Genomic DNA, 22,694 nt, shown 5'->3' with positions numbered 1-22,694 from the left:
GCGGCGCCCGGTGTTCAACCAAAATCCTTTGGTTGAAAGAAAAATTCGAATTGGTTGGGCTGCCGAGCAATTGCTACGGTCGCGGTAGTTTGATCTGCATCTGCTCGATTATCCGTTTTCTCGCGCATTTCCGAGTTTTTCTGCCGCTTTTCGGGGCATTTGCCTTTCAGAAAAGCACTCAACCAAAAACTTAAAAAATTCTCAGTTTTGGGATTGTCGAGCAAAACCAATCCGAATACGGTTGAGTTGGTTAAATGCATTTTCTTCGCGAAGAGAGGTGTCAGACATGTCCATGGCGCAACCAGCAGACCTTGCCGTCACCAACAAGAAGGCCGCGCTGAAGGGCCTGTATGACGCCCTCTACGAAAAGAACATGTTTCCGTTCTGGGCGACATCGGAAGGCGTCGATCACGACGAGATTAAGCAGCTCATGGCGACGTCGAAGGCGATACCCTTCGTCTGGTCCTATGCCGACATCGAGCCGCTGCTGCAGCGCGCCGCCGAACTGGTCACCATGGACGATAGCGAGCGCCGCTCGCTGATCCTGGTCAATCCCGGTCTTGCGCCCAAGCGCGCATCGGTCAGCACGATGTACACCGCCTATCGCCTGAATGATCCAGACGAGATCATGCCGCCGCACAAGCACTCGCCGAGCGCCATACGTTTTGGCCTGACCGGAAAGGGCAACTTTACCGGCGTCGAAGGCGAGGATGTGGTTTTCGGCCCCGGCGACATGGTGCTGACACCCAATGATGCCTGGCACAATCACGGCACTGTCGGCGGCGAGCAGGCAGTCAACCTTTCGGTTCTCGACCTGCCGCTGGTCGAGACACTGCACGCCGTGCATTTCGACCACAAATACACCGAGATGGTCGACGGCAAGGAAGTCGAGAAGAAGGTGCAGACCGCCCGTTTCCCGAGCGATTATTCGCAACGCATCTATGGGGAGGGCGGCCTGATGCCGCGCTTCGTCGACCACAAACGCGGCGGCGGCCTGTCGTCGCCGATGTATGTCTATCGCTGGGAGAAGATGGAAGCGATCCTCGATGCCCACAAGGATTGGGACGGCGATCCGCACGAAGGTATCGTCATCGACTATGTCGACCCCACCACCGGCGGCCCGGTCTTCCACACGATCAACTTCTACGTCCAGATGTTGCGGCCGGGCGAAAAGACGCTGCCGCAGCGCGAGACCGCCAGCCTGCTGTTGGCGCCGTTCCGCGGCAATGGCCATTCAATCATCGACGGCAAACGCTACGACTGGAACCAGTTCGAGACGATCGCCATACCGGGTGGTTCCTGGGTCGAGCACGTCAATGGCTCCTCGTCCGAGCCGGTCATCTTCTTCGGCGCGACCGATGCGCCGACCCAGAAGGCGCTGCTCCTCTACAAACGCTGGGGCCGCAACCAGGCCGGCGATCTACTCCGCATCGTCTAGCTTTTGCAGCGGAAACCTGTCCGCGCCGCCATAGCGGCGCGGACACCGAAAAAGACGTTTTCAGCAGCAAGGGCGTATGCATTTGGTTTCGGCGTTCAACACAAAGCTGATCGGCCATATCGACTGTCCGGGCGGTGGTCAGGTCTGGGTCGACCGCAACATTCTCTATATCGGCCACATGCGTCCGCCGAGCGGCACGACGCTGGTCGATATTTCCGATCCGCGCAATCCGAAGAAGATCGCGACGATCGATGTTCCGCCGGGTTGGCATTCACACAAGGTGCGCGCCCAGGACGGTCTGATGATCATCAACCACGAGCGCTTCGGCGATGCGGGCCCTGCCGATTTCGGCGGTGGCCTGGCGCTTTACGACACGAGCCGGCCGGCAGAGCCGAAGCTCATCTCGAAGTGGATAACCGGCGGCCATGGCGTGCATCGCTACGACTATGACGGCCGCTACGCCTATATCTCGCCAACCGCCGACGGCTATGTCGGCAACATCGTAATGATCCTCGACCTGATCGATCCGGCGAGCCCGGTCGAGGTCGGGCGCTGGTGGATACCAGGCCAGTGGACCGGCGGCGGTGAAGAGTATCCGTGGCATGACTACGTCACGCCACGCTGCCACCATCCGCTGCGCATGGGCGACCGGCTCTATGTCAGCTACTGGCATCACGGCCTGTTCATCCTCGACATTTCCGACATTTCGAAGCCGAAGCTTGTCTCGCATATCAATTCGAGCCCAAGTTTTCCGCATCCCACGCATACGTGCCTGCCGATCCCGCAGCCGCTCAAGGGCCGCAACATCATGGTGGTGGCGGACGAGGATGTCGCCAAGCTCCGGCCTTCGCCGCCGGCTTTCACCTGGATCTATGACATCACCGACGAGACGAATCCGCTGCCGATCGCGACCTTCCAGGTGCCCGGCCTCGACCCGGACGGCGCACCGCAACCGCCGATGACCGGCTGCCATCAGCCTTCCGAACGGTTCAAGGGCACCATCATTCCGTTTGCATGGTTCGCGCAGGGGCTGCGGCTGGTCGACATCGCCGACCCGTTCGCACCCAAGGAGGTCGGCCATTTCATGCCCGATGCGCCTGAAGGCGCCGAGCGTTCCTCTTCCAACGACGTCACCATCGACGACCGCGGCATCGTCTACCTGATCGACCGTATCCGTGGCGTCGATATCATCGAAACCAGCGTTCTCTAGGGGGATAGGTTGAGCGACAGCACGCGAAAATCCGCCAGCCACTACGCCATCGGCAAGAAGAATCCGAACCTGCCGTTTCATCCGGCGGTGCGTGCCGGTGATTTCATTTTTGTCTCCGGCCAGGTGCCGAAGGACGAGAACAACAACATGATCAGCGGCACGATCGAGGAAGAGACGCTGGCGACGCTGAAGACCATCGCGCGCGTCATTGCCGACGAGGGTGCAACGCTCTCCGATGTCGTGCGGATCACCACCTATCTCGAGGATACGCGCGACTTCGGCCGCTACAACAAGGCGTTCCTCGAAGGGATCGGTGACGCGGTGCTGGCACGCACGACCGTCGAGGCAAAGGCGGTCATCAACACCAAGATCGAAATGGATGCCATCGTCTACAAGCCGCTGCCGGCCGGCAAATAGGCCACGACACAATCGAGGAGACGACATGTACAAGCTTTTGGGACGCCAGACATCGGGCAACGTTCAAAAGGTGCTCTTCATGCTCGAAGAGCTTGGTGCGCTATATAAGCGCGAGGATTACGGCCGCCAATTCGAAAACACCCAGACGGCCGAATACAAGGCACTCAACCCGACGTCCAAAGTCCCAACGCTGGTCGACGGCGACATCGTGATCTGGGAGTCCAACACCATCCTGCGCTATCTCGCGGCATCCGGCGGCGAACAGCTGAACGGCGCCACCCCTGCCGAAAAGACCGAGGTCGAGCGCTGGATGGATTTTCTGCTGGCGGCGGTCAATCCCGGTTATCTGGCCGCCTTCAAGGGTGCGAAGCTGACGCCCGAAGAGCAAACCGCCGAATATAAGGAACAGGTGAAGGACCTTGTGGCGCAACTCAAGATCATTGACGGGCATCTGGCCGGCAAGGATTTCCTGGCGCTGGGCAAGCTGACCATTGCCGACATCGCCTGCGCGCCGATCCTGAAGCGCTGCATCGACTTCAAGATCGACCGGCCGTCGCTGCCGAATCTGGAGCGCTGGGTGGCCGCAATCGCCGCTCGGCCGGCCTTCAAGGCGGCGACCGCCGCGGCTCCCGCAAAGGCCGCATGATGATCAAGCGCGCCGCCCTCATCGGACTGGGAACGATGGGTCCGGGCATCGCCGCGCGGCTTTCGCGCGGCGGGCTCGACGTGGCGGCGTATGATGTTTCCGAAGTTGCGGTCGAACGCGCCCGCGGCATGCTCGATTTGGCCGGCGGGGTTCTGGACCGGCTCGACATCAAGGGGCCGACTGCGGGCGCGGGCACGGCGCGGTTCGTCCGCACCCTCGCCGAGGCTGTCGATGGTGCGGAGCTGGTCATCGAGAACGTGCCTGAGAATATCGACATCAAGGCCGAGACCTATCGCGCCATCGACCCGCTGATCGGTTCTTCGGTGATCGTCGCCTCGGATACCTCAGGCATTCCGATCACCAAGTTGCAGGCCCATATCTCCCATCCCCAACGAATGGTCGGCATGCACTGGTCGAACCCGCCGCACATCATTCCAATGATCGAGGTGATCGGCGGCGAGAAGACCGCGCCTGAAACCGTGGCGACCATACGCGAGCTGATCCGCTCGATCGGCCTGTTGCCGGTGGTGGTGAAGAAGGACGTTCCCGGCTTCGTCGAAAATCGCGTGCTCTATGCGCTGCTGCGCGAAGCGGTCGATCTGGTTGAGCGCGGCGTCATCGAGCCGGAGGATCTCGATACCTGCGTCTCCTGGGGCATCGGCTACAAGATCGCCGTTATCGGGCCAATGGCGCTGCTCGATATGGCCGGCCTCGATATCTACAAATCCGTCTCGTCGTTCCTCAACGCCGATCTTTCCAATCGTGATGATGTCGCGCCGATGGTTCTGGAGAAGACCGGCGCATCGAAGTTCGGCATCAAGTCGGGCGAGGGCATGTTCTCCTACACGCCCGAGCAGATTAAGGCGCTGCAAGGCGAACGGGCGCGCAAGCTGGTCGCCGTGCGCCGCATCCTCGAAGGCCGGGAGTAGGCAATGGCACAAGTTGCGCGCAGCCGGGTTGGGAAGTTCTGCCGGTTGGCCGCTTGTGCGCATGGGGCCGGGAACATCGCCGTGAAGGCGGATGTTCAAGCAACGAACGTGCGTGGGACGACAAGCCATGCAGGTTGAAACCATTCGACCCGCCGGTGGCAGATCGACCCACATCCGCCACGACGACTTGATTTCCGCCAAGGGCGTTTCGGTGGTCATGGGCACCGATCAGAACCGGCAGCTGATCCTTAGGGATATTGACCTTTCGGTTCCGAAAGGTTCGTTCGTATCCCTCATCGGCCCTTCGGGTTGCGGCAAGAGCACATTGCTCAAAGTGCTGGCTGGGCTGGTCAGTCCGAGCAGCGGCAGCGTCTCGGTCGCCGGCGTTTCACCAGGCGAGGCGGCGCGCAAACGGATGATCGGTCTCGTCTTCCAGGACGCCAATCTGCTGCCGTGGAAAAACGCCGTCGACAATGCCTCGATGCTGCTCGGTATCGCCGACAAGTCGATGTCGCGCGCGGCGCTGCGAGCGCGTGGGCAGGAGATGCTGGAACTGGTCGGGCTTGGCGATGCCGCCCACAAGCGCCCAAACGAACTGTCTGGCGGCATGCGTCAGCGGGTGGCCATCGCCCGGGCTTTGGCGCTCGATCCGGCGGTCTTGCTGATGGACGAGCCGTTTGGCGCGCTTGACGCGATCACGCGCGATTCGATGGGCCAGTCGCTGCTGGAGATATGGCAGCGGACCGGCAAGACGATCGTCCTGGTGACGCATTCGATCGACGAAGCCATTCAGTTATCGCGCCAGGTTCATGTGCTGGGAATCAACCCAGGGCGCATTACCCAGAGCCTGGACATTCCGCTGCCTTATCCGCGCGACACTTCCGTGACCGAAGTCCCCGAATTCGTCAGGCTGGTGCTTCAGCTTCGGACCATGCTGCGATCCAGTCATGAGCCAGGAGACGCGACGTGAGCGAGCAACCTCTCATGAACCTCTCCCAGCCACAGCCGGTTTCCGGCTGGAACGCGGCGACAAGCAGCTGGCTTCCGGCGGTCATCCTTTTGCTGGTGACGATCGTGTTGTGGGAAGCCGCGGTGCGGATATTCTCCATTTCCTCCTTTATCGTTCCTGCCCCATCCGAGATTGCGAAATCGCTGGTCGCGCAATGGGGCACTCTCATGCAGGCGACGGTGGTCACGGCGGGCGAAATCCTGTTTGGCTTTCTTGTCTCGGTCATAGTCGGCATTGCGCTTGCTCTCGTCATCGTGCGTTTCGACTGGCTGGGCCGCGCTCTATACCCGCTCGTCGTGTTGTTCCAGAACGTGCCGAAAGTTGCGCTGGCGCCGATCTTCATCCTCTGGTTCGGCTACGGGCTTGCACCCAAGATAGGTCTGATCCTGGTCATCGCCTTCTTCCCGGTGACGCTGTCGATGCTGGCGGGCATGCAATCGGTCGACCGGTCGCTTCTGTCGCTGGTGAATTCGGTCGGTGCCAGCCCGACCCAGATCCTGTTCAGGATCCGCGTTCCCCACTCGCTTCCGAGCCTGATGGCCGGGACCAAGATCGCGGCAACCCTGAGTGTGATCGGCGCGATCGTCGGCGAATTTGCCGGAGCCTCGGACGGGCTCGGCTACGTCATCCAGTTCGCGTCGACCCAACTCGACACGCCCTTGGTCTTTGCGGCGCTGCTGCTCGTTTCCGTGCTCGGCATCGCCTTCTACTACGCAGCCGAAATTCTCGAACGCATCGTGGTGCCGTGGGCGCCGAAATTCAGCCAGGCCTAGGCTTCTCGAACAACCAAGATCAAAGAAGGGAACAAACATGCTGAGACGCTCTCTTATCAAGGCAGCCACCTTTGCGGCGTTTGTCGGCGCGCTTGGCTTCTCGAACGCGGCGCTGGCGGCGGATAAGGTCAACGTTCAGCTCGACTGGGTCGTGCGCGGCAATCACGCCATGTTCTTTGTCGGCAAGGACAAGGGCTTTTTCGCCAAGAACGACATCGATGTGAGCGAGGTCCGCAAGGGCTCCGGCTCGCCAGACGCCATGCGCCTGGTGGGTAACGGCAACGCTGAATTCGGCTTCGGCGATCTTCCCACGCTTGCCGTGGCAAGGTCGCAGAATGTTCCCGTCGTGGCGCTGGCGGCGGTCAACCAGCAGTCGCCGCTGGGCATTATCTCGCTCGCCAAGACGCTCAAGCTGACCAAGCCAACCGACCTCAAGGGCCTGACCATCGGCATCCACCCGGCAGGATCCACCTACATCTTCTTCAGAGGCTTCCTGGCTGCCAACGGCATGAGCGAGAAGGACATGACGCTCAACAGCGTCTCGCCGCCTTACGAGAGCTATCTGCTGCTCGGACGTGTGCAGACTGTGGTCGGCTATCTCGACGCCGAAGTGCCCGAACTCGAAGCCAAGGCCGGCGGCCCGGGGTCGCTGAGCATTATGCTCGGCGCGGATCACGGCTGGAAAGCCTACGGCTCGGGGTTGTTCACCTCTGAAGCGATGATCAAGGACAAGCCTGATGTCGTGCGCCGTTTCGTGAAGGCCTACAGGGAAGCTTTCGACTATGTCGCAGCTCATCCGGATGAAGCCGCCGAGATCACGGCCAAGGCCGTTCCGGGCTATGCCGAAAAGAAGGACGTGCTGCTGGCCCAGCTCAAGGCCGACATCGCCTCGACGTTCAACAGCCCGGCGACGAAGGAACACGGTCTCGGCTGGATGACGAAGGCCCAGTGGGAAGAGACCTTGAAGACGCTGACGGATCAGGGCGTGCTCAAAACGGCGCTGTCGGCAGACGACGTCTTCACCGACAAGTTCCTGGCGGTAGAGTGAAGGTTCAGGGCGATGTCTGAAGTGGCAAACAGTCAGCGTCTACCGGCAGGCCAACCTGCCGTCCGCGCTGACGCACGTCACGGCCACTTGCCCCCTTGCGGCGCTGGCCCGGTCGAGCGCGATCTGCACGCGCGTGGCGTATGCCTGGCCCGCCAGGCCGCACCACAGCCGCTCGATGGGCAGGTTTTCGCGCTTGTCGTTGAGAATCGCAAACGTCCCGGTCTTTGGATCGAACCACAGCTCGACACGTGCGCTCTTGCCAGGCGCCGCGGTGGCGATCGTGGCCGAATACCAGTGGGCGAAGTCGGCGCTGCAGGAAAGCGCCTCGCGCCCCGCATTCGAGATCGTCAGCGGCACGGGATCGAGCCCGTCGGTGCCGGTCCGCACAGTGATGTGCCGCAATTCAACCGCGTTGGCGAACGAGGTGAACGCCAGCGTTATCGGAAGGACATATCGCACAACCACCTTGCTTGAACTCCTGATATAATTGTTCAGGCAGTCTACCTCGCTTTTGCGCAATAACAATAAGAATATCTTGGGTCAACCGAACAGAGAGGGTAACATGTCTAAGTTTTTGAAGAGCAGCGTAAGCGCTGTTATATTGAGCGGATTCTTGCTCGGCAACGCACTTGCCGCCGAGGTCAAGTCCATTGCCATCCTGACGCCGGAAGAAGGCACCGATTATGGCTGGAACCAGCAAGGTATCGACGCCGCCAAGGCGGCGGCGAAAGCTGCCGGCGTCGAGATAGTCGTGGCCCAGGGGCTCGGCTATGGCGACGTACGGCCGACACTGCGCGAACTGGCGGCTGACGGCGCCAGCCTGCTTATCGCTCATGCCAGCGGCTACAACACCTCGGCTCCCGAAATCGCCAAGGAAACCAAGGTGCCGGTGGCGATCGTCGACACACCGACCGGTCTGGAGAAGGGTCTCGTCGCCGACTACACGCTGAGCGGTCACGAAGGCGCGTATCTTGCCGGCCGTCTCGCCGCCAAGATGTCGCGCTCCAAATCGGTCGGCATCGTCGTGTCCGGCGAGCCTCCGTCCTGGAATTCGCAGTCGGCGGCGTTCGCGCAGGGGGTGAAGGCCGAGAGCCCGGACGTCAAGGTTACCTATGCTGTGATCGGGCCCGCCGCCTACAGCGATGCGGCCGGCGGCAAGCGCGTCACCGAAAGCGTGATCGCATCGGGCGCCGACATCATCTTCGGCCAGGGCAACGGCTCGAGCTTCGGCATGCTGCAGGCGGTCGAGACGACCAAGGCCGGGGATGGCGGCAAGGTCTATTTCATCGATGTCATCGGCGACAAGACGCCCATCGACAAAGGTTTCCTGCTGTCGTCGGTGGTCTGGAACATCGAGCCGGTCTATGCGGCGATGATCGCAGACCTGAAGGCCGACACGTTCGGCACGAAGAGCTACTCGATCGGCCTCAAGGACGATTCCGTCAAGCTTCTGAAGACCGCTGCGATCCCGGACAATATTTGGGCTGAGATCCAGGCGCTGCGCGAAGACGTCATTTCCGGCAAGACCAAGGTCGATCCGGTCTATGATGCAGCCGCCGTCAGGGCGCTGATGACCAGCGTCGCCCAGTAAGGCGATTAACAGCAGGCTGCCGGAGGGGCGATCCGTTCGCCCCTCCGGACCGATTTCATATTTTCAAGGCCTTGGCTTTTATGAGCAGTGCTTCCTCATTGTCGGTCGCTAAGCGCGATATCGTCGCGCTTGAAGGCGTCACCAAACGGTTCCCCGGCGTCGTCGCCAACGACAGCGTCGATCTGGAGATCCGTCCAGGTGAAGTGCATGTGCTGCTCGGCGAAAACGGCGCCGGAAAATCCACTTTGATCGGCATGCTGTCGGGCCTGCAGCAGCCGGACGAGGGGCGCATATTGGTCGACGGCGAGCCGACCGCGATCACTTCGCCCCGCCATGCACTGGCGCTCGGCATCGGAACAGTATTCCAGCACATGATGCTGGTGCCGACGCTGACGGTGGCGGAAAACCTGTTGCTCGGCGGACCGTGGTGGCAGCGCCCCAAGACCGAAGAATTGGAAGCGCGCGTCGCCGAGATCACCAGAACGCTCGGTATCACGGTAAAGCTGCATGCCAAGGTGTCCGAGCTTTCGCTCGGCGAACAGCAGCAGGTCGAGATCCTGCGCGCGATGGTGCGCAATAGCCGGCTTCTGATCCTCGACGAGTCGACCTCGATGCTGACGCCGAAAGGCATCGACGAGCTGGGCGCCTTGATGCGCCGTCTGGTCGAGCAGGGGTTGGCGATCGTCTTCATCACCCACAAGCTCAAGGAGGCGGCGGCCTTCGGCGACCGCATCTCGGTGCTGAAACTCGGCCGCAAGGTCGGCGAAATTCCTCCCGAGCGGTTTCGCGCGCTGGGCGAGCAGGCGATCATTTCGGAGATCGTCGAATTGATGTTCGGCAAGCAGAAGGACGACCCGGAAGCGGCAGAGCGTCCCGTTCGCACCATCCGTGCCGAAGCGGCTCCCTTGCTTGAAGTGCGTGATCTTGCGGTTGCGCCGACAGACGATGCACCGGGCCTGTCGTCGATTTCCTTCGACATCTGTCCAGGCGAGCTGCTGGGCATCGCCGGTATCGACGGCAATGGCCAGAAGCACCTGGCGGAGGCGTTGGCCGGCCAGCGTGCGACGGTGGGCGGTTCGGTGCGGCTGCAGGGAACGCCGATCGAGGCGCTGAGCGTCGGCGAACGCCGCCAGAAAGGCCTGCGTTACCTGACCGACGACCGCCTCGGCGAGGGCACGGTCGGGACCTTCCCGGTCTCGATCAATTTCTTCCTGAAGCAGGTTGGCGCGGCGCCCTTCTGGCGCAAAGGCGTCGAGCAGCGCGCCGAAATCGACAAGCGCGCGGCCCAACTGGTCCGCGAATATGACGTGCGCACGCCAAGCCTGAAGACGCCGGTCGCCCGGCTCTCCGGCGGCAATATCCAGAAGGTGCTGCTGGCGCGCGAACTCGCCGAGGGCGCAAAAGTGGTGATCTTCAACAAGCCAACCTATGGGCTCGATCTCTCCAACACATTGGCTTCGCGCCAGCGAATCCGCGATACGGCGGCTCGCGGCCTTGCCGTGCTCCTCATCTCCACCGATCTCGAAGAGTTGCTCAGCATGTGCGACCGCATCGCCGTCATCTCGAACGGGTCGCTCGTCGGCACCGTCGAGAATGCCGACGACGCCCGCACCAAGGTCGGTCGCTTGATGATCGGGCTTGCCGCATGAGCATCGACACCGCACCAGCCGCCGGCGCAACCGCCCTCGATGCCACGGCCGCGGTGGCGACGCGCCGCGACATCCAGCATCGGCTGCTGATGACCCTCGGCCCGATCCTGGCCGCGTTGATCATCGCCGGCTGCATCCTGCTTGCCGTCGGCGTCGACCCGCTTGCCTATTATGGCTTTGTCCTCAAGAGAGGGCTTTTATCGCCGCTCGGCATCCAACAGACGCTGACGCGCATGGCGCCGCTGCTGTTTCTTGCCGCCGGCCTGATCGTGGCTTTTCGCGCCGGCATGTGGAATCTCGGCGGTGATGGCCAGTTCCTGCTCGGCGCGGTAACGGCGGCGGCCAGCGCTCCGGTTCTCGTGGAGGTCATGCCGGCCTGGCTGGCGCTGATCTGCTCGTTCGTCATCGCCATGTTGGTCGCGATGATCTGGTCCCTGGTGCCGGCGCTGCTGCGCGCCTATCAGGGCGTCAACGAGATCATCACCACGCTGATGATGACGTTTCTGGGCACCTCGCTTGCCAACGTGCTGGTCAAGCTGATGTTTCGCGATCCGGGCACAACCGTGCCGCAGACCCGCACCTTGCCGGTCGAGGACCGGCTGCCGCGCCTGTTCGACACGACCATCACAAGCGGATTGCTTCTGGGACTGGTGGCGATCATCACCGTGCATCTGGTGATGACGCGCACGGCCTTCGGCCTGAAGTTGAGGATCGTCGGGGCTAACCCACGCGCGGCCATCCATGCGGGGCTCGGCGTGCCGAAGCTCACCATTGCCGTCTTCGCCATTTCGGCCGGGCTGGCCGGTCTTGCCGGCGCTGTCGATATCCTCGGCGTCCAGGGCAATGTGCGCGCGGACTGGAACCCCGCTTACGGGCTGGCTGTCATCCCCGTCGTGTTCCTCGCCCGCATGAACGGCTTTGCCGCGATCGGTTTCGTGTTCCTGCTTTCGGTGCTGTCGATCGGCGGCGAGAGCGCGGCCCGCCGGCTCGGCGTGCCCAACCATTTCACGCTGGTGCTCGTCTCCATCGTGCTGATCGTGCTCGCGCTCGCCGAATACATTGATCACCGCTATAACCAGTCGCGAAAGGCCTGAAGCCATGACCGGGCTGTTCAGCGAAGTCTTTCTCAGCGCGCTTTTGTTCGGCGCGGTCACCGCGGCGATCCCTCTGCTGCTGGCCGGCCTCGGCGAACAGATGTCGGAAAAGGCCGGGGTGCTCAACATCGGCATCGAGGGCATGATGCTGGCCGGCGCCTATCTCGGTTTCGTCGGCGCCTTTTATTCCGGGTCGCTGTGGCTGGGCTTTCTCACTGGCGCCGGCGGCGGTGTCGCGGTGGCGCTGGTCATGGCGCTGCTTTGCGTGCGCATCGGGCTGAACCAGATCGTCATCGGCATCGCGCTGACCCTGGGGCTTGAGGGCCTGACGGCACTGCTCCACCATTTCCAGTTCTCGCGCAGCTATCCCCGCTTGCGGGCGGTGGACGTGACGGTCATTCCGTTGCTGTCGGACATTCCGGTCATCGGGCCGGCGCTGTTCAGGCAGCATCTCATCGTCTATCTGGCGGTCGCGCTGGTTTTCGCCATGGGCTACATCTACCGGCGCACGCAGCTCGGCCTCAACCTGCAGGCTGCGGGCGACAAGCCGGCAGCCCTTGACGTTGCCGGCATCGACGTCGTGCGAACCCGCACCGTCGCCGTGCTGACGACCGGGGCGCTGGCCGGGCTTGGCGGCGCCTATCTTGCCAATGTCGGGGCCGGCCTGTTCATTCCTTTCATCACCAATGGCGCGGGCTTTCTCGGCATAGTGCTGGCCATGCTGGCGCGCGGCCGGCCGGTCTGGGTGCTGTTCGGCGCCTTGCTGTTCGGCGTCTGCCTGTCGCTGACGACGGCCATGCAGGTGGCCGGCATCAACATACCGACCGACGTCATCCAGATGCTGCCGTTCCTTGCGGTGATGGTCATGCTGGTGCTGTTTGGCCGTCGGGCCAGCCTGCCGGCGGCGCTCGGCATTCCATACGAGCGCGGCGCGCGCTGATCACAGGTTCATGCGCGGACGGGACCCGCGCCAAAAGAGGAGACAAAAAATGTCGGATATCAAGGTCTACCTGCTCGACGGCGGCTCGCTTGTTCTCGACGGCTATCACGTGTTCTGGAATCGCGGCCCTGGTGGCGAAGTGCGCTTTCCCGTCTATTCGATCCTGATCGAGCATGCCGAGGGCCGGTTTCTCATCGACACCGGCTACGACTATGATCACGTGATGAAGGTGCTGCCTTTCGAAAAGCCGATCCAGGAAAAGCACCAGACCATTCCCGGCGCCCTGGCGCTGCTCGGCCTCGAGCCGAAGGATATCGACGTCGTCGTCAACTCGCATTTCCACTTCGACCATTGCGGCGGCAACAAGTATTTTCCGCATGCCAAGAAGATCTGCCACCGGACCGAGGTGCCGCAGGCCTGCAATCCCCAGCCTTTCGAGCATCTCGGCTATTCCGATCTGAGCTTTTCGGCGGAGGCCGCCGAAGCGCGTGGCGCGACTGCGCAATTGCTGGAGGGCACGACGCGGGCCAACTCGATCTTCGAAGGCATAGAGGGCGACGTCGAGCTTGCCAGGGGCGTCAAGCTGATATCGACGCCGGGTCATTCGATCGGCCATTACAGCCTGCTGGTCGAGTTTCCCAAGCGCAAGCCGATCATGTTCACCATCGATGCGGCCTACACGCAGAAGAGCCTTGAAACGCTGTGCCAGGCGGCCTTCCACATCGACCCGGTGGCGGGTGTCAACTCGATGCGCAAGGTGAAGAAGCTGGCCGAGGATTATGGCGCCGAGCTGATGTATTCGCACGACATGGAGAACTTCAAAACCTATCGGACCGGCACGCAATTCTACGGCTGATCGCCACCGACCGGAGACAAGATCATGCGCTATTTCGAACACGCCGAACCTGTCATCACGCTCACAGCGGGGCCGGTGAACGCCTATCCCGACGTGCTGCGCGGCCTCGGCCGCACGGTGCTCTACGATTACGACCCGGCGTTCCAGCTCTTTTACGAGCGTGTGGTCGACAAGGCGCAGAAGGCGATGCGGCTGTCGAATAAGCCGGTCATTCTTCATGGCGAGCCGGTGCTTGGCCTGGAGGCGGCCGCAGCCTCCCTGATCACGCCGGACGACGTCGTGCTCAACCTTGCTTCCGGTGTCTACGGCAAGGGGTTTGGCTATTGGGCGAAGCGCTATTCGCCGCATCTCATCGAAATCGAGGTGCCCTACAACGAGGCGATCGACCCGCAGGCGGTTGCGGCAATGCTGGAAGCGCATCCGGAAATCACCGTCGTTTCCGTCTGCCACCACGACACGCCGTCCGGCACTATCAATCCGATCGACGCGATCGGCGCGCTGGTTTCGGCGCACGGCGCCTATCTGATCGTCGATGCCGTTTCGTCCTTCGGCGGCATGAGGACGCATCCAGAGGAATGCAAGGCCGATATCTATGTCACTGGCCCGAACAAATGCTTGGGCGCGCCTCCCGGCCTCACGATGATGGGTGTCAGCGAGCGGGCGTGGGCCAAGATGAAGGCAAACCCGCTGGCGCCGAGCGCGTCGATGCTCAGCATCGTCGACTGGGAGCATGCGTGGTCGAAGGACAAGCCGTTTCCGTTCACGCCGTCCGTCGCGGAGATGAACGGGCTCGACGTCGCGCTCGACCTCTACCTCAACGAGGGAGCGGAGGCGGTGTGGGCGCGTCACGCGCTCACCGCCAAGGCCATGCGGGCGGGTGTCGCTGCCATGGGCCTGTCGATCTGGGCCGCAAGCGACAATATCGCGTCGCCGACCACGACCGCCATCCGGACGCCAGAAGGCATCGACGAGACGGCGGTTCGCCAGGCCGCGCGCGCCCGCTACGGCGTGGTGTTTTCGTCTGGCCGTGGCGAAACATTGGGCAAGCTGACACGCATCGGCCATATGGGCCCGACCGCCCAGCCGATCTATGCGGTCGCGGCGCTGACGGCACTTGGCGGCGCGATGAATTCCTTGGGCCAGAAACTCGCGGTCGGCAAAGGCGTCGACGCGGCGCTGGCCGTTATCGACGCCGACACATGAACCAGAACATCACCAGATCACAAATTGAGGGAGCGTTGTCATGACTGAACGGCTTGCGGGAAAGACGGCCCTGGTTACCGGGGCCGCGCAAGGCATCGGAAAGGCTATCGCCGCGCGCTTGGCCGCCGATGGCGCGACGGTCATCGTCAGCGACATCAACGCGAAAGGCGCCGAAACGGCGGCCGCGTCGATCGGCGGAAAAGCGAAGGCGATTGCCGCCGACATCTCCGACCCTGCATCCGTCAAGGCGCTCTTCGCCGAGATCCAGGCGCTGACCGGGGGCATCGATATTCTGGTCAACAATGCCAGCATCGTGCCGTTCGTCGCCTGGGACGATGTCGATCTCGACCATTGGCGCAAGATCATCGACGTCAATCTGACCGGCACCTTCATCGTCAGCCGCGCAGGAACGGACCAGATGCGTGCAGCGGGCAAGGCCGGCCGGGTGATAAGCATCGCCTCCAACACTTTCTTTGCTGGCACGCCGAACATGGCAGCCTATGTCGCGGCCAAGGGCGGCGTCATAGGCTTCACCAGGGCGATGGCCACAGAACTCGGCAAATACAACATCACCGCCAACGCGGTGACGCCGGGCCTGATCGAGAGCGATGGCGTCAAGGCCAGCCCGCACAACGAGGCGTTCGGCTTCGTCGAGATGCTGCAGGCGATGAAAGGCAAAGGGCAGCCGGAACATATCGCCGATGTGGTGTCGTTCCTGGCCTCCGATGACGCGCGCTGGATCACCGGTCAGACGTTGAATGTCGACGCCGGGATGGTGCGCCACTAAAAGCGCGTTGCGTCTGAAAGGGTTCATGCGAAGCTCGTTAATTATATTTGTTCGCGCGAAACCGGAGATCCGATATGAAACCTCGGCCCGCAATTGGCGCACTGGCCGTTGTCGTCGCCTTGGTTGCCGGCCCGAACGAGGCAAGATCGCAGGAACGCGCATGTCGCAGTTCCGCTCCCATCGACACCATAAACGAGATGTTCTCCGCGATCTTCGCCTGTTGGGAGCCACCGCCCGGAACCGCGGGCATGACCCTGACGCTGCAGTTCTCAATTCGCCGAAACGGCGCACTTATCGGCAAGCCTCGCGCCACTTACTCCCGTCTCGGGAATGATGGCGCCCTCAACCGGGCCTTCGTGGCTTCCGTCCTCGATGCTCTCGACAAGGCTCTGCCGCTGCCCGTTTCGGACAGCATGGGTGGAGCGATCGCAGGGCGCACGCTGTTCCCTCGCTTCACAGCGGCGAGTGGGCGTGCATCCTAAAGCGCGTCCGGCAATGTGCATTAGTGCATCGGCGCAACGGCCCTTGGTCATTTCCGTTTCTTGAGCCGAGGCAGAAGGGCGGGACGCCGCAATCCCAGGAGGACTATTGTGACTAGGGCTTGACCAACTTCGCCGGGGCATCGTACTTTGGATCCATGGATCCAAAGTCGATCTTTAGCGAACTCAAGGACGAGATTGAGTCAGGTGAATTGGCACCGGGCTCCGTTCTCAAGCAGGAATCGATCGCGGAGCGTTTCGGGGTCAGCCGCCAGCCCGTCCGGCAGGCCTTGGACCGGTTACTCGGGAGTGGCTTGGCCGTGCGGCGTCCCGATCGAAGCCTGGCGGTAGCGATCCTCTCAGTACGGGAGGCGACTGAACTTTGCGAAGTTCGGTCTATTTTGGAGGTCGCTGCCTTGGAGCAGTCGGTGCCGGGGCTTCAGCCTTCCGCTTTGCGTAAGGCTGAGAGGCTCAATGAAGAGCTGTTCGCGGAGTACGATCCGTCACGGATTCTGGAGCTCGACCAACAGTTTCACCTAGCCCTGTACAGCGGTTGCACGAATTCTCGATTGCTTAAGACCATCGGAGACCTTCGACGAGAATCCCGGCGGGCAACCCTTCACCAAGAGCGTGGCGCCCAGGAGCGAATTGATTTCTTCGAGGAACACGCGGCGATCGTTGCCGCTTGTGCGAGGCGCGATTTCGACGCTGCGGCGCAGCATCTTCGCTGCCATCTGACCCAGACGACTGCAAGACTTCTTTCCGTTCCGACAAAGGATCAATCATGAAAATGACCGTCGAAGTGCACTGGGAGCGAGAAGGAGCGGTATTCACCGACAAGCGCTACAGCCGCGCGCACATCTGGCGCTTCGACGGAGGCCAGGTGGTGCTGGCATCCGCTTCGCCGCATATCGTTCCGCTTCCTTATTCAGTGGAAGCCAACGTCGATCCAGAGGAGGCTTACATCGCGGCGATTTCCAGCTGCCACATGTTGACCTTTCTCTCGATCGCGGCGCCCCGGGGGATCGTCGTGGAGAGCTATACCGACAAGGCGGTCGGCATGATGGAGAAGGTGGACGGACGATTGGTAGTCAGCCGCGTTGACCTCAATCCGACTATTGTCTACGCCGGGGAAACGCCAACCGCCGCGACAGAAGCGAAACTGCACCACTCGGCGCATGAACAGTGCTTCATTGCCAATTCCGTGAAGACGGAAATCCAGGTAGCCACCTGAGATATCCATTTACCGGCGCGATTGACAACCACAATTGGGTTTCGAACCTAGACCGGCGGGTTCTGCGGCTGGAAGAATTTGCCGCGCTCCGCGATCAGCACCATCACCAATGCGCCAAGCGACACGCTGCAGAATCCGGCGGCCAAGGGCGTCACCGTGCCGTTGAAGGCTTGGCCGATCAGCGTGCCGAGCAGGCCGCCGAGGAAGGTCTGCATGAATCCCAGAATGGACGATGCCGTGCCGGCCAGTTGGCCGAGCGGCTCCATGGCGAGCGCGTTGAAATTCGCGCCCAGCGCGCCGAACGGGAGCATGGCGCCGGCAAAGAAGGTGATGAAGAGCCAGAGCGGCATCTTCATTTCCAGTGACACCACCAGCCACGCAAAGCTGATCACCAGGAAAAGCAGCAGCGCGCTCTGCGACAGGCGCCGCATGCCAATACGGCCGACGAGGCGCGAGTTCAGATAGTTGGAGAAGGCGAGCACCGCCGCGACCCCGGCAAAGATGACGGGAAACATCTCGCCGACTTTGAACACGTCGACGTAGATCTGCTGTGCCGAGGCGATGAAGCCGAACATGGCGGCGAAGATGAAGGTGCTGGCAAAGGCGTAGCAGAGCGCGATGCGATTGGTCAGCACGATGCGGAAACCGCCAAGGACGGATGATGCCGTCAGCGGCCGGCGATATTCGGGATGCAGCGTTTCCGGCAGCCGCAGCAGCGACCAGGCCGAGACGATCAGCGCGCCTGCCGCCATGGTGATGAAGATCCAGTGCCAGGAAGCAAACAGCATGATGAACTGACCGATGCCTGGCGCTACCACCGGAATGGCCATGAACACCATGAAGATCAGCGACATCACCTCAGCCATGCGTCGGCCTTCGAAAGTGTCGCGCACGATCGAGACGGCGATGACGCGCGTGGCGGCCGCACCAATGCCTTGCACCAGCCTGCACAGAAGAAGAATAGCGAATGACGGGGCGATAGCCGCGGCAGCCGCCGCTGCGACATAGATCACCAGTCCGACGACGAGTGGAGCACGGCGTCCAAAACGGTCCGAGATCGGTCCGAAGAAAAGCTGCCCGCCGCCAAAGCCCAGAATATAGGCGGCAATCACATATTGGCGGTGGTTTTCATTCTCCACGCCCAGCGAGGCGCCGATTTGCTGCAGCGCCGGCAGCATGATGTCGATGGCCAGCGAGTTGAGCGCCATCAATGCCGCGCACAATGCGATGAATTCCCAGCGCGGAATAGGCAAGGTGCTTGCCTGTTGCGGCGCTTGTGCATGCTGATCCACGGCAAAGTCCGATCTTCAAACGAAAAAGCGCCGGCGCGCCGGCGCATTCATTCGTCTTGTGCCCCGATAGCGGGGAGGTAGTCAGTTTACCGAGGTGGGGGCTGGCCCGGCGTTTAGCGCATGACCCCGAAAACCGGGACCGATTTTCGGAAAGGATCATGCGCAAACAGAATTCAGGCGGCGCCTTTGACGCTCACGCCCTTTTCGACGAGGAACGTCTGCAGCTCGCCCGCCTGGAACATCTCGCGGATGATGTCGCAGCCGCCGACGAACTCACCCTTGACGTAGAGCTGAGGGATGGTCGGCCAGTTGGAGTATTCCTTGATACCTTGCCGCAGATCGGCCGAGGTCAGCACGTCCACGCCCTTGTAGTCGGCCCCGATGTAGTCGAGGATCTGCACGACTTGACCGGAAAATCCGCATTGCGGGAAACCGGGCGTGCCCTTCATGAAAAGGACGACGTCGTTGCCCTTCACTTCGCTGTCGATGTAGTCGTTGATACCGCTCATAGAGAATCCTTTCATGCCCGCGGGAGTCGGGCTCGAAACATATCCTTTCAAATAAACCCATAGGTTGCCTGAAACAAGACGTTTGCCGCCTCGTCACGCAAATGGCGCAAAGGATGGCTTGATATTGGGCCAAGAGCATCGGCCAGCTATTTCCCGGGAAGCGATGAAAAGGCGACATAGCGCGGCGATCCTGATTGGTGTTCTGCTTGTCGCACTGGCCCTGATCTGGTGGTTCAGGCCGTTGGAGCACCCGCCTGTCACCGTCGGCGGCGAACTGCCCGGACCATGCCGGGATTTTAGCTTCGAGGCGGTTCCCTACATCGTCTGCGAGATCGATCTTCGCAGCTACGACGTCGCTGTCTTCCACGCCGGCGACGACGGCAGGGCCTTCGGTTCGCTGGAAAAGTTCGACAAGGCGATGTCGGGCGAGGGCAGGCCGGTGCTGCTCGCCATGAATGCCGGCATGTATCATGAGGATCTGACGCCGGTCGGCCTTCTCGTCGAAAATGGTCACGAGGTGGCGCCGCTCAACCTCGCTGTTGGCGAAGGCAATTTCTTCCTGAAGCCAAACGGCGTGTTCCTGATCCGCAAGGACGGCAAGGCGGCGATCATGGAAACGAACGCCTATGCCGCCGCAAAGCCGGACGTGGCGTTCGCCACGCAGTCCGGCCCGATGCTGGTGATCGACAGCCGGCTCCATCCCCGCTTCGAGGCGAACGGCACGTCGCGTTACATCCGCAACGGCGTCGGCGTGCGTGACGAAAACACGGTGGTGCTGGCGATCTCGCGCTCGCAAGTCAGTCTCGGCAGCTTTGCACGCCTGTTCCGCGACGAGCTAGATTGCCCCAACGCGCTTTTCTTCGACGGCGTGGTTTCGGCGCTGTCGAATGGCGAGAGGATGATCGTCGGCGGAAGCTATCCGGCAGGGCCGATCATTGCCGTGTCAGCGAAAAGGTGACGAAGGGGTTGGACGCGGAAACTCAGTCCGGCACGCTGGTCTGCAGGGCGAGCGCGTGCAGCACCCCGCCCATATTGCCCTTCAGCGCGTCGTAGACCATCTGATGCTGCTGGACGCGGCTTTTTCCGCGAAAGCTTTCGGCCACCACCTCGGCCGCATAGTGGTCGCCGTCGCCGGCTAGGTCGCGGATCGTCACCTTGGCGTCCGGAATGCCTTCCTTGATCAGCCGTTCGATGTCGTGCGCGTCCATTGCCATACGAGGATTCCTTGTTCAGGTCGTGATCTCATAGATATGATCGAAATGGCGGATGAACCACACCGAAACGGCCCCACTCGATCATATCACGGGTCCACGACCTCATTTGCCATGAAGCGAGGAAACCAGGATTCGTGGGCAGCGGTCAATTCTCCGACTGGGATCGCCCGTGCCTCGCCGAGTTTCAGGTCACTACCGCCGGTCGAGCCGATCCACGGCGCGAAGATACCGAGCTTGCTCTGCTCTTCGCGAATAGCGTCCCATTCCTTGCTTTGCGGATCGATCGACAGCGTCAAGAGATAGCGGCCCTGATCCTCGCCGAACCAGACCGGGATCGGATCGGCCCCGACCAGGCCGGGGACGGTCGCGCCAATACCGGACGCCATCGCCATCTCAGCCAGCGCGACCGCAATGCCGCCGTCGGAGACATCGTGTGCTGCGGTAACGACGCCGGAGGCGATCAGGGCGCGCACATGGTCGCCGACGCGCTTTTCATGGTCGAGGTCGACCGGCGGCGGCGGGCCGTCGGTGCGGCCATGGATGTCGCGCATATAGGCCGACTGGGCGAGATGCGTTCCCCACATGGACGGCGCGCCGACCAGTAGGATCATCTGGCCCTCGGCGGCAAAGCCGATCCGCGTCATTTTGGACCAGTCGGCGATCAGTCCAACGCCGCCGATGGTCGGCGTCGGCAAGATGCCTTGCCCGTTGGTTTCGTTGTAGAGCGAGACATTGCCGGAGACGATCGGAAAGCCGAGCGCGCGGCAGGCATCGCCGATGCCTTTCACGGCGCCGACCAATTGGCCCATGATCTCGGGCCGTTCCGGATTGCCGAAATTCAGGTTGTCGGTCGCGGCGAGCGGCAGGGCGCCAGTGGCGGTAAGGTTGCGCCAGCATTCAGCGACCGCCTGCTTGCCGCCCTCATAAGGGTCGGCCTCGCAATAGCGCGGCGTGACGTCGGAGGAGAAGGCGAGCGCCTTGGTCGGATGACCCTCGACACGCACCACGCCGGCATCGCCGCCCGGAAGCTGCAGCGAATTGCCCTGGATCAGCGTGTCGTACTGCTCCCATACCCAGCGGCGCGAGGACAGGTCGGGTCCGCCGAGCAGTTTCAGCAAAGCCTCGGCGACATCCGCTTGTGGTGCATCGCTGGCTGCCAGGGGCGCCGGCTTCTTCGGCTCGGTCCAGGGACGGTCATATTCCGGCGCCTGGTCGCCAAGGTCCTTGATCGGCAGATTGGCGACCTCATCGCCCTGGTGCAGCACGCGAAAGCGCAGATTGTCGGTGGTCTTGCCGACAATGGCGAAGTCGAGGCCCCATTTGTGGAAGATCGCCTCGGCTTCCTTTTCCTTTTCGGGGCGCAGCACCATCAGCATGCGCTCCTGGCTCTCCGACAGCATCATCTCATAGGCGCTCATGCGCTCCTCGCGCACCGGCACCTTGTCGAGGTCGAGCTCGATGCCGAGGTCGCCCTTGGCGCCCATTTCGACCGCCGAGCAGGTGAGGCCGGCGGCCCCCATGTCCTGGATGGCGATGACGGCGCCGGACGCCATCAGCTCGAGGCAGGCTTCGAGCAGGCATTTTTCAGTGAAGGGGTCACCGACCTGAACGGTGGGCCGCTTCTCGTCGATCTTGTCGTCGAACTCGGCCGAGGCCATGGTCGCGCCGCCGACACCATCGCGGCCGGTCTTGGCGCCGAGATAGACGACCGGGAGGCCGACGCCCTTGGCTTCCGACAGGAAGATGGCATCGGTCTTGGCGAGCCCCGCCGCGAAGGCGTTGACCAGGATATTGCCATTGTAGCGCGCGTCGAAATTGACCTCGCCGCCGACTGTCGGCACGCCGAAGGAATTGCCGTAACCGCCGACACCGGAAACGACACCGGCAACCAGATGTTTGGTCTTGGGATGGTCCGGCGCACCGAAGCGCAGCGCGTTCATCGCTGCGATCGGCCGCGCGCCCATGGTGAAGACATCGCGCAGGATGCCGCCGACGCCGGTCGCCGCCCCCTGATAGGGTTCGATATAGGAGGGGTGGTTGTGGCTCTCCATCTTGAAGACGACGCAGTCGCCGTCGCCGATATCGACCACACCGGCATTTTCGCCCGGACCCTGGATGACCCGCGGCCCGGTGGTGGGCAGCGTGCGCAGCCACTTCTTCGAGGATTTGTAGGAGCAGTGCTCGTTCCACATCGCCGAGAAGATGCCAAGCTCGGTGAAGCTCGGTTCGCGACCGACCAGGTCGAGGATGCGCTGATATTCGTCGGGCTTCAGCCCGTGCGCGGCAATAAGTTCCGGAGTGATCGGGGCGGAATTGGAAATGGTCATGGGCGGAAATTTATATCCTTGGGATCGAGTCCCGTCTTATCGCAAGCTT

At 62.1% G+C, this 22,694-nt stretch carries 25 protein-coding genes; 19 read left to right on the top strand and 6 right to left on the bottom strand.

The window, feature by feature from the left end:
* Positions 1 to 14: 14 nt before the first annotated feature.
* Positions 15 to 260, bottom strand: a complete 246-nt coding sequence (locus CIT25_RS36705) for a hypothetical protein (RefSeq protein ID WP_128285698.1) — start codon at positions 258 to 260, stop codon at positions 15 to 17.
* Positions 261 to 292: 32 nt separating this feature from the next.
* Between CIT25_RS36705 and CIT25_RS34870 the strand changes: the two genes are divergently transcribed.
* From CIT25_RS34870 to CIT25_RS34835, 8 genes are all read left to right on the top strand, one after another.
* A complete protein-coding gene (locus tag CIT25_RS34870) occupies positions 293 to 1,438 on the top strand; it encodes a cupin domain-containing protein (protein ID WP_245330145.1) in 1,146 nt (381 codons plus the stop codon).
* A gap of 76 nt (positions 1,439 to 1,514) precedes the next feature.
* Entirely contained in the window at positions 1,515 to 2,648 is a 1,134-nt protein-coding gene (locus CIT25_RS34865) for an LVIVD repeat-containing protein (protein WP_095489585.1), read from the top strand.
* Between the two features lie 9 nt (positions 2,649 to 2,657).
* A complete protein-coding gene (locus CIT25_RS34860; protein ID WP_029353627.1) occupies positions 2,658 to 3,065 on the top strand; it encodes a RidA family protein in 408 nt (135 codons plus the stop codon).
* Between the two features lie 25 nt (positions 3,066 to 3,090).
* The gene (locus tag CIT25_RS34855; RefSeq protein WP_095489584.1) at positions 3,091 to 3,711 is read left to right on the top strand and encodes a glutathione S-transferase family protein; all 621 of its coding nucleotides are present in this window, start codon (positions 3,091 to 3,093) and stop codon (positions 3,709 to 3,711) included.
* Positions 3,711 to 4,640: a 5-formyl-3-hydroxy-2-methylpyridine 4-carboxylate 5-dehydrogenase gene (gene fhmpcd1, locus CIT25_RS34850; protein ID WP_095489583.1), complete on the top strand. Its 930-nt coding sequence runs from the start codon at positions 3,711 to 3,713 to the stop codon at positions 4,638 to 4,640. Before CIT25_RS34855 ends, fhmpcd1 begins: the two co-directional genes overlap by 1 nt.
* A gap of 127 nt (positions 4,641 to 4,767) precedes the next feature.
* The gene (locus tag CIT25_RS34845) at positions 4,768 to 5,610 is read left to right on the top strand and encodes an ABC transporter ATP-binding protein (RefSeq protein ID WP_095489582.1); all 843 of its coding nucleotides are present in this window, start codon (positions 4,768 to 4,770) and stop codon (positions 5,608 to 5,610) included.
* Positions 5,607 to 6,422 carry an ABC transporter permease gene (locus tag CIT25_RS34840; RefSeq protein ID WP_095489581.1) on the top strand — a complete coding sequence of 272 codons (816 nt, stop codon included), beginning with the start codon at positions 5,607 to 5,609 and terminating at the stop codon, positions 6,420 to 6,422. Before CIT25_RS34845 ends, CIT25_RS34840 begins: the two co-directional genes overlap by 4 nt.
* A 37-nt stretch (positions 6,423 to 6,459) precedes the next feature.
* Complete coding sequence (locus CIT25_RS34835; RefSeq protein ID WP_095489580.1) at positions 6,460 to 7,470, top strand: ABC transporter substrate-binding protein; 1,011 nt, start codon at positions 6,460 to 6,462, stop codon at positions 7,468 to 7,470.
* A 39-nt stretch (positions 7,471 to 7,509) separates the two neighbouring features.
* Here the strand turns inward: CIT25_RS34835 and CIT25_RS34830 are convergent, their stop codons facing one another.
* A complete protein-coding gene (locus CIT25_RS34830) occupies positions 7,510 to 7,935 on the bottom strand; it encodes a hypothetical protein (protein WP_095489687.1) in 426 nt (141 codons plus the stop codon).
* Between the two features lie 136 nt (positions 7,936 to 8,071).
* Here CIT25_RS34830 and CIT25_RS34825 point away from each other — a divergent pair, with 136 nt between their 5' ends.
* The 10 genes from CIT25_RS34825 to CIT25_RS34780 all read left to right on the top strand — a co-directional run bounded on the left by CIT25_RS34825 (position 8,072) and on the right by CIT25_RS34780 (position 17,303).
* Entirely contained in the window at positions 8,072 to 9,061 is a 990-nt protein-coding gene (locus CIT25_RS34825; RefSeq protein WP_245330143.1) for a putative B6 ABC transporter substrate-binding protein, read from the top strand.
* Between the two features lie 80 nt (positions 9,062 to 9,141).
* Positions 9,142 to 10,710, top strand: coding sequence for a putative B6 ABC transporter ATP-binding protein (locus CIT25_RS34820; protein ID WP_095489578.1), 1,569 nt, complete (start codon positions 9,142 to 9,144; stop codon positions 10,708 to 10,710).
* A complete protein-coding gene (locus CIT25_RS34815; protein ID WP_095489577.1) occupies positions 10,707 to 11,804 on the top strand; it encodes a putative B6 ABC transporter permease subunit 2 in 1,098 nt (365 codons plus the stop codon). The genes CIT25_RS34820 and CIT25_RS34815 overlap by 4 nt, the downstream gene beginning before the upstream one ends.
* Before the next feature lie 4 nt (positions 11,805 to 11,808).
* Positions 11,809 to 12,744 (top strand): putative B6 ABC transporter permease subunit 1, encoded by a 936-nt coding sequence (locus CIT25_RS34810; protein WP_095489576.1) that lies wholly within the window; start codon positions 11,809 to 11,811, stop codon positions 12,742 to 12,744.
* A 49-nt stretch (positions 12,745 to 12,793) separates the two neighbouring features.
* Positions 12,794 to 13,600, top strand: coding sequence for a 4-pyridoxolactonase (gene pldA / locus CIT25_RS34805; protein WP_095489686.1), 807 nt, complete (start codon positions 12,794 to 12,796; stop codon positions 13,598 to 13,600).
* Positions 13,601 to 13,624: 24 nt separating this feature from the next.
* A complete protein-coding gene (ppaT, locus tag CIT25_RS34800) occupies positions 13,625 to 14,803 on the top strand; it encodes a pyridoxamine--pyruvate transaminase (protein WP_095489575.1) in 1,179 nt (392 codons plus the stop codon).
* 40 nt (positions 14,804 to 14,843) lie between these two features.
* Entirely contained in the window at positions 14,844 to 15,590 is a 747-nt protein-coding gene (gene pldH / locus CIT25_RS34795) for a pyridoxal 4-dehydrogenase, SDR-type (RefSeq protein WP_095489574.1), read from the top strand.
* A gap of 248 nt (positions 15,591 to 15,838) precedes the next feature.
* A complete protein-coding gene (locus tag CIT25_RS37975; protein ID WP_245330142.1) occupies positions 15,839 to 16,072 on the top strand; it encodes a hypothetical protein in 234 nt (77 codons plus the stop codon).
* A gap of 119 nt (positions 16,073 to 16,191) precedes the next feature.
* Positions 16,192 to 16,857 (top strand): GntR family transcriptional regulator, encoded by a 666-nt coding sequence (locus CIT25_RS34785; RefSeq protein WP_245330141.1) that lies wholly within the window; start codon positions 16,192 to 16,194, stop codon positions 16,855 to 16,857.
* The gene (locus tag CIT25_RS34780; protein WP_185928224.1) at positions 16,854 to 17,303 is read left to right on the top strand and encodes an OsmC family protein; all 450 of its coding nucleotides are present in this window, start codon (positions 16,854 to 16,856) and stop codon (positions 17,301 to 17,303) included. Before CIT25_RS34785 ends, CIT25_RS34780 begins: the two co-directional genes overlap by 4 nt.
* Before the next feature lie 47 nt (positions 17,304 to 17,350).
* On the opposite strand, the gene CIT25_RS34775 is transcribed toward CIT25_RS34780, so the two are convergent.
* The gene (locus CIT25_RS34775; RefSeq protein ID WP_095489572.1) at positions 17,351 to 18,595 is read right to left on the bottom strand and encodes a multidrug effflux MFS transporter; all 1,245 of its coding nucleotides are present in this window, start codon (positions 18,593 to 18,595) and stop codon (positions 17,351 to 17,353) included.
* Between the two features lie 173 nt (positions 18,596 to 18,768).
* A complete protein-coding gene (gene grxD, locus CIT25_RS34770; RefSeq protein ID WP_095489571.1) occupies positions 18,769 to 19,104 on the bottom strand; it encodes a Grx4 family monothiol glutaredoxin in 336 nt (111 codons plus the stop codon).
* Between the two features lie 163 nt (positions 19,105 to 19,267).
* On the opposite strand from grxD, the gene CIT25_RS34765 reads away from it, so the two are divergent.
* Positions 19,268 to 20,062 (top strand): phosphodiester glycosidase family protein, encoded by a 795-nt coding sequence (locus tag CIT25_RS34765; RefSeq protein ID WP_095489570.1) that lies wholly within the window; start codon positions 19,268 to 19,270, stop codon positions 20,060 to 20,062.
* A gap of 22 nt (positions 20,063 to 20,084) precedes the next feature.
* On the opposite strand, the gene CIT25_RS34760 is transcribed toward CIT25_RS34765, so the two are convergent.
* Positions 20,085 to 20,318: a BolA/IbaG family iron-sulfur metabolism protein gene (locus CIT25_RS34760; protein ID WP_023674714.1), complete on the bottom strand. Its 234-nt coding sequence runs from the start codon at positions 20,316 to 20,318 to the stop codon at positions 20,085 to 20,087.
* Between the two features lie 86 nt (positions 20,319 to 20,404).
* Positions 20,405 to 22,645 carry a phosphoribosylformylglycinamidine synthase subunit PurL gene (gene purL, locus CIT25_RS34755; protein WP_095489569.1) on the bottom strand — a complete coding sequence of 747 codons (2,241 nt, stop codon included), beginning with the start codon at positions 22,643 to 22,645 and terminating at the stop codon, positions 20,405 to 20,407.
* Between the last annotated feature and the right edge of the window lie 49 nt (positions 22,646 to 22,694).

The sequence above is a fragment of the Mesorhizobium mediterraneum genome (genome assembly GCF_002284565.1).
GTDB lineage: Bacteria > Pseudomonadota > Alphaproteobacteria > Rhizobiales > Rhizobiaceae > Mesorhizobium > Mesorhizobium mediterraneum.
The sequence above is the reverse complement of the archived record's forward strand: the minus strand, read 5'-3'. Positions and strand labels throughout refer to the sequence as shown.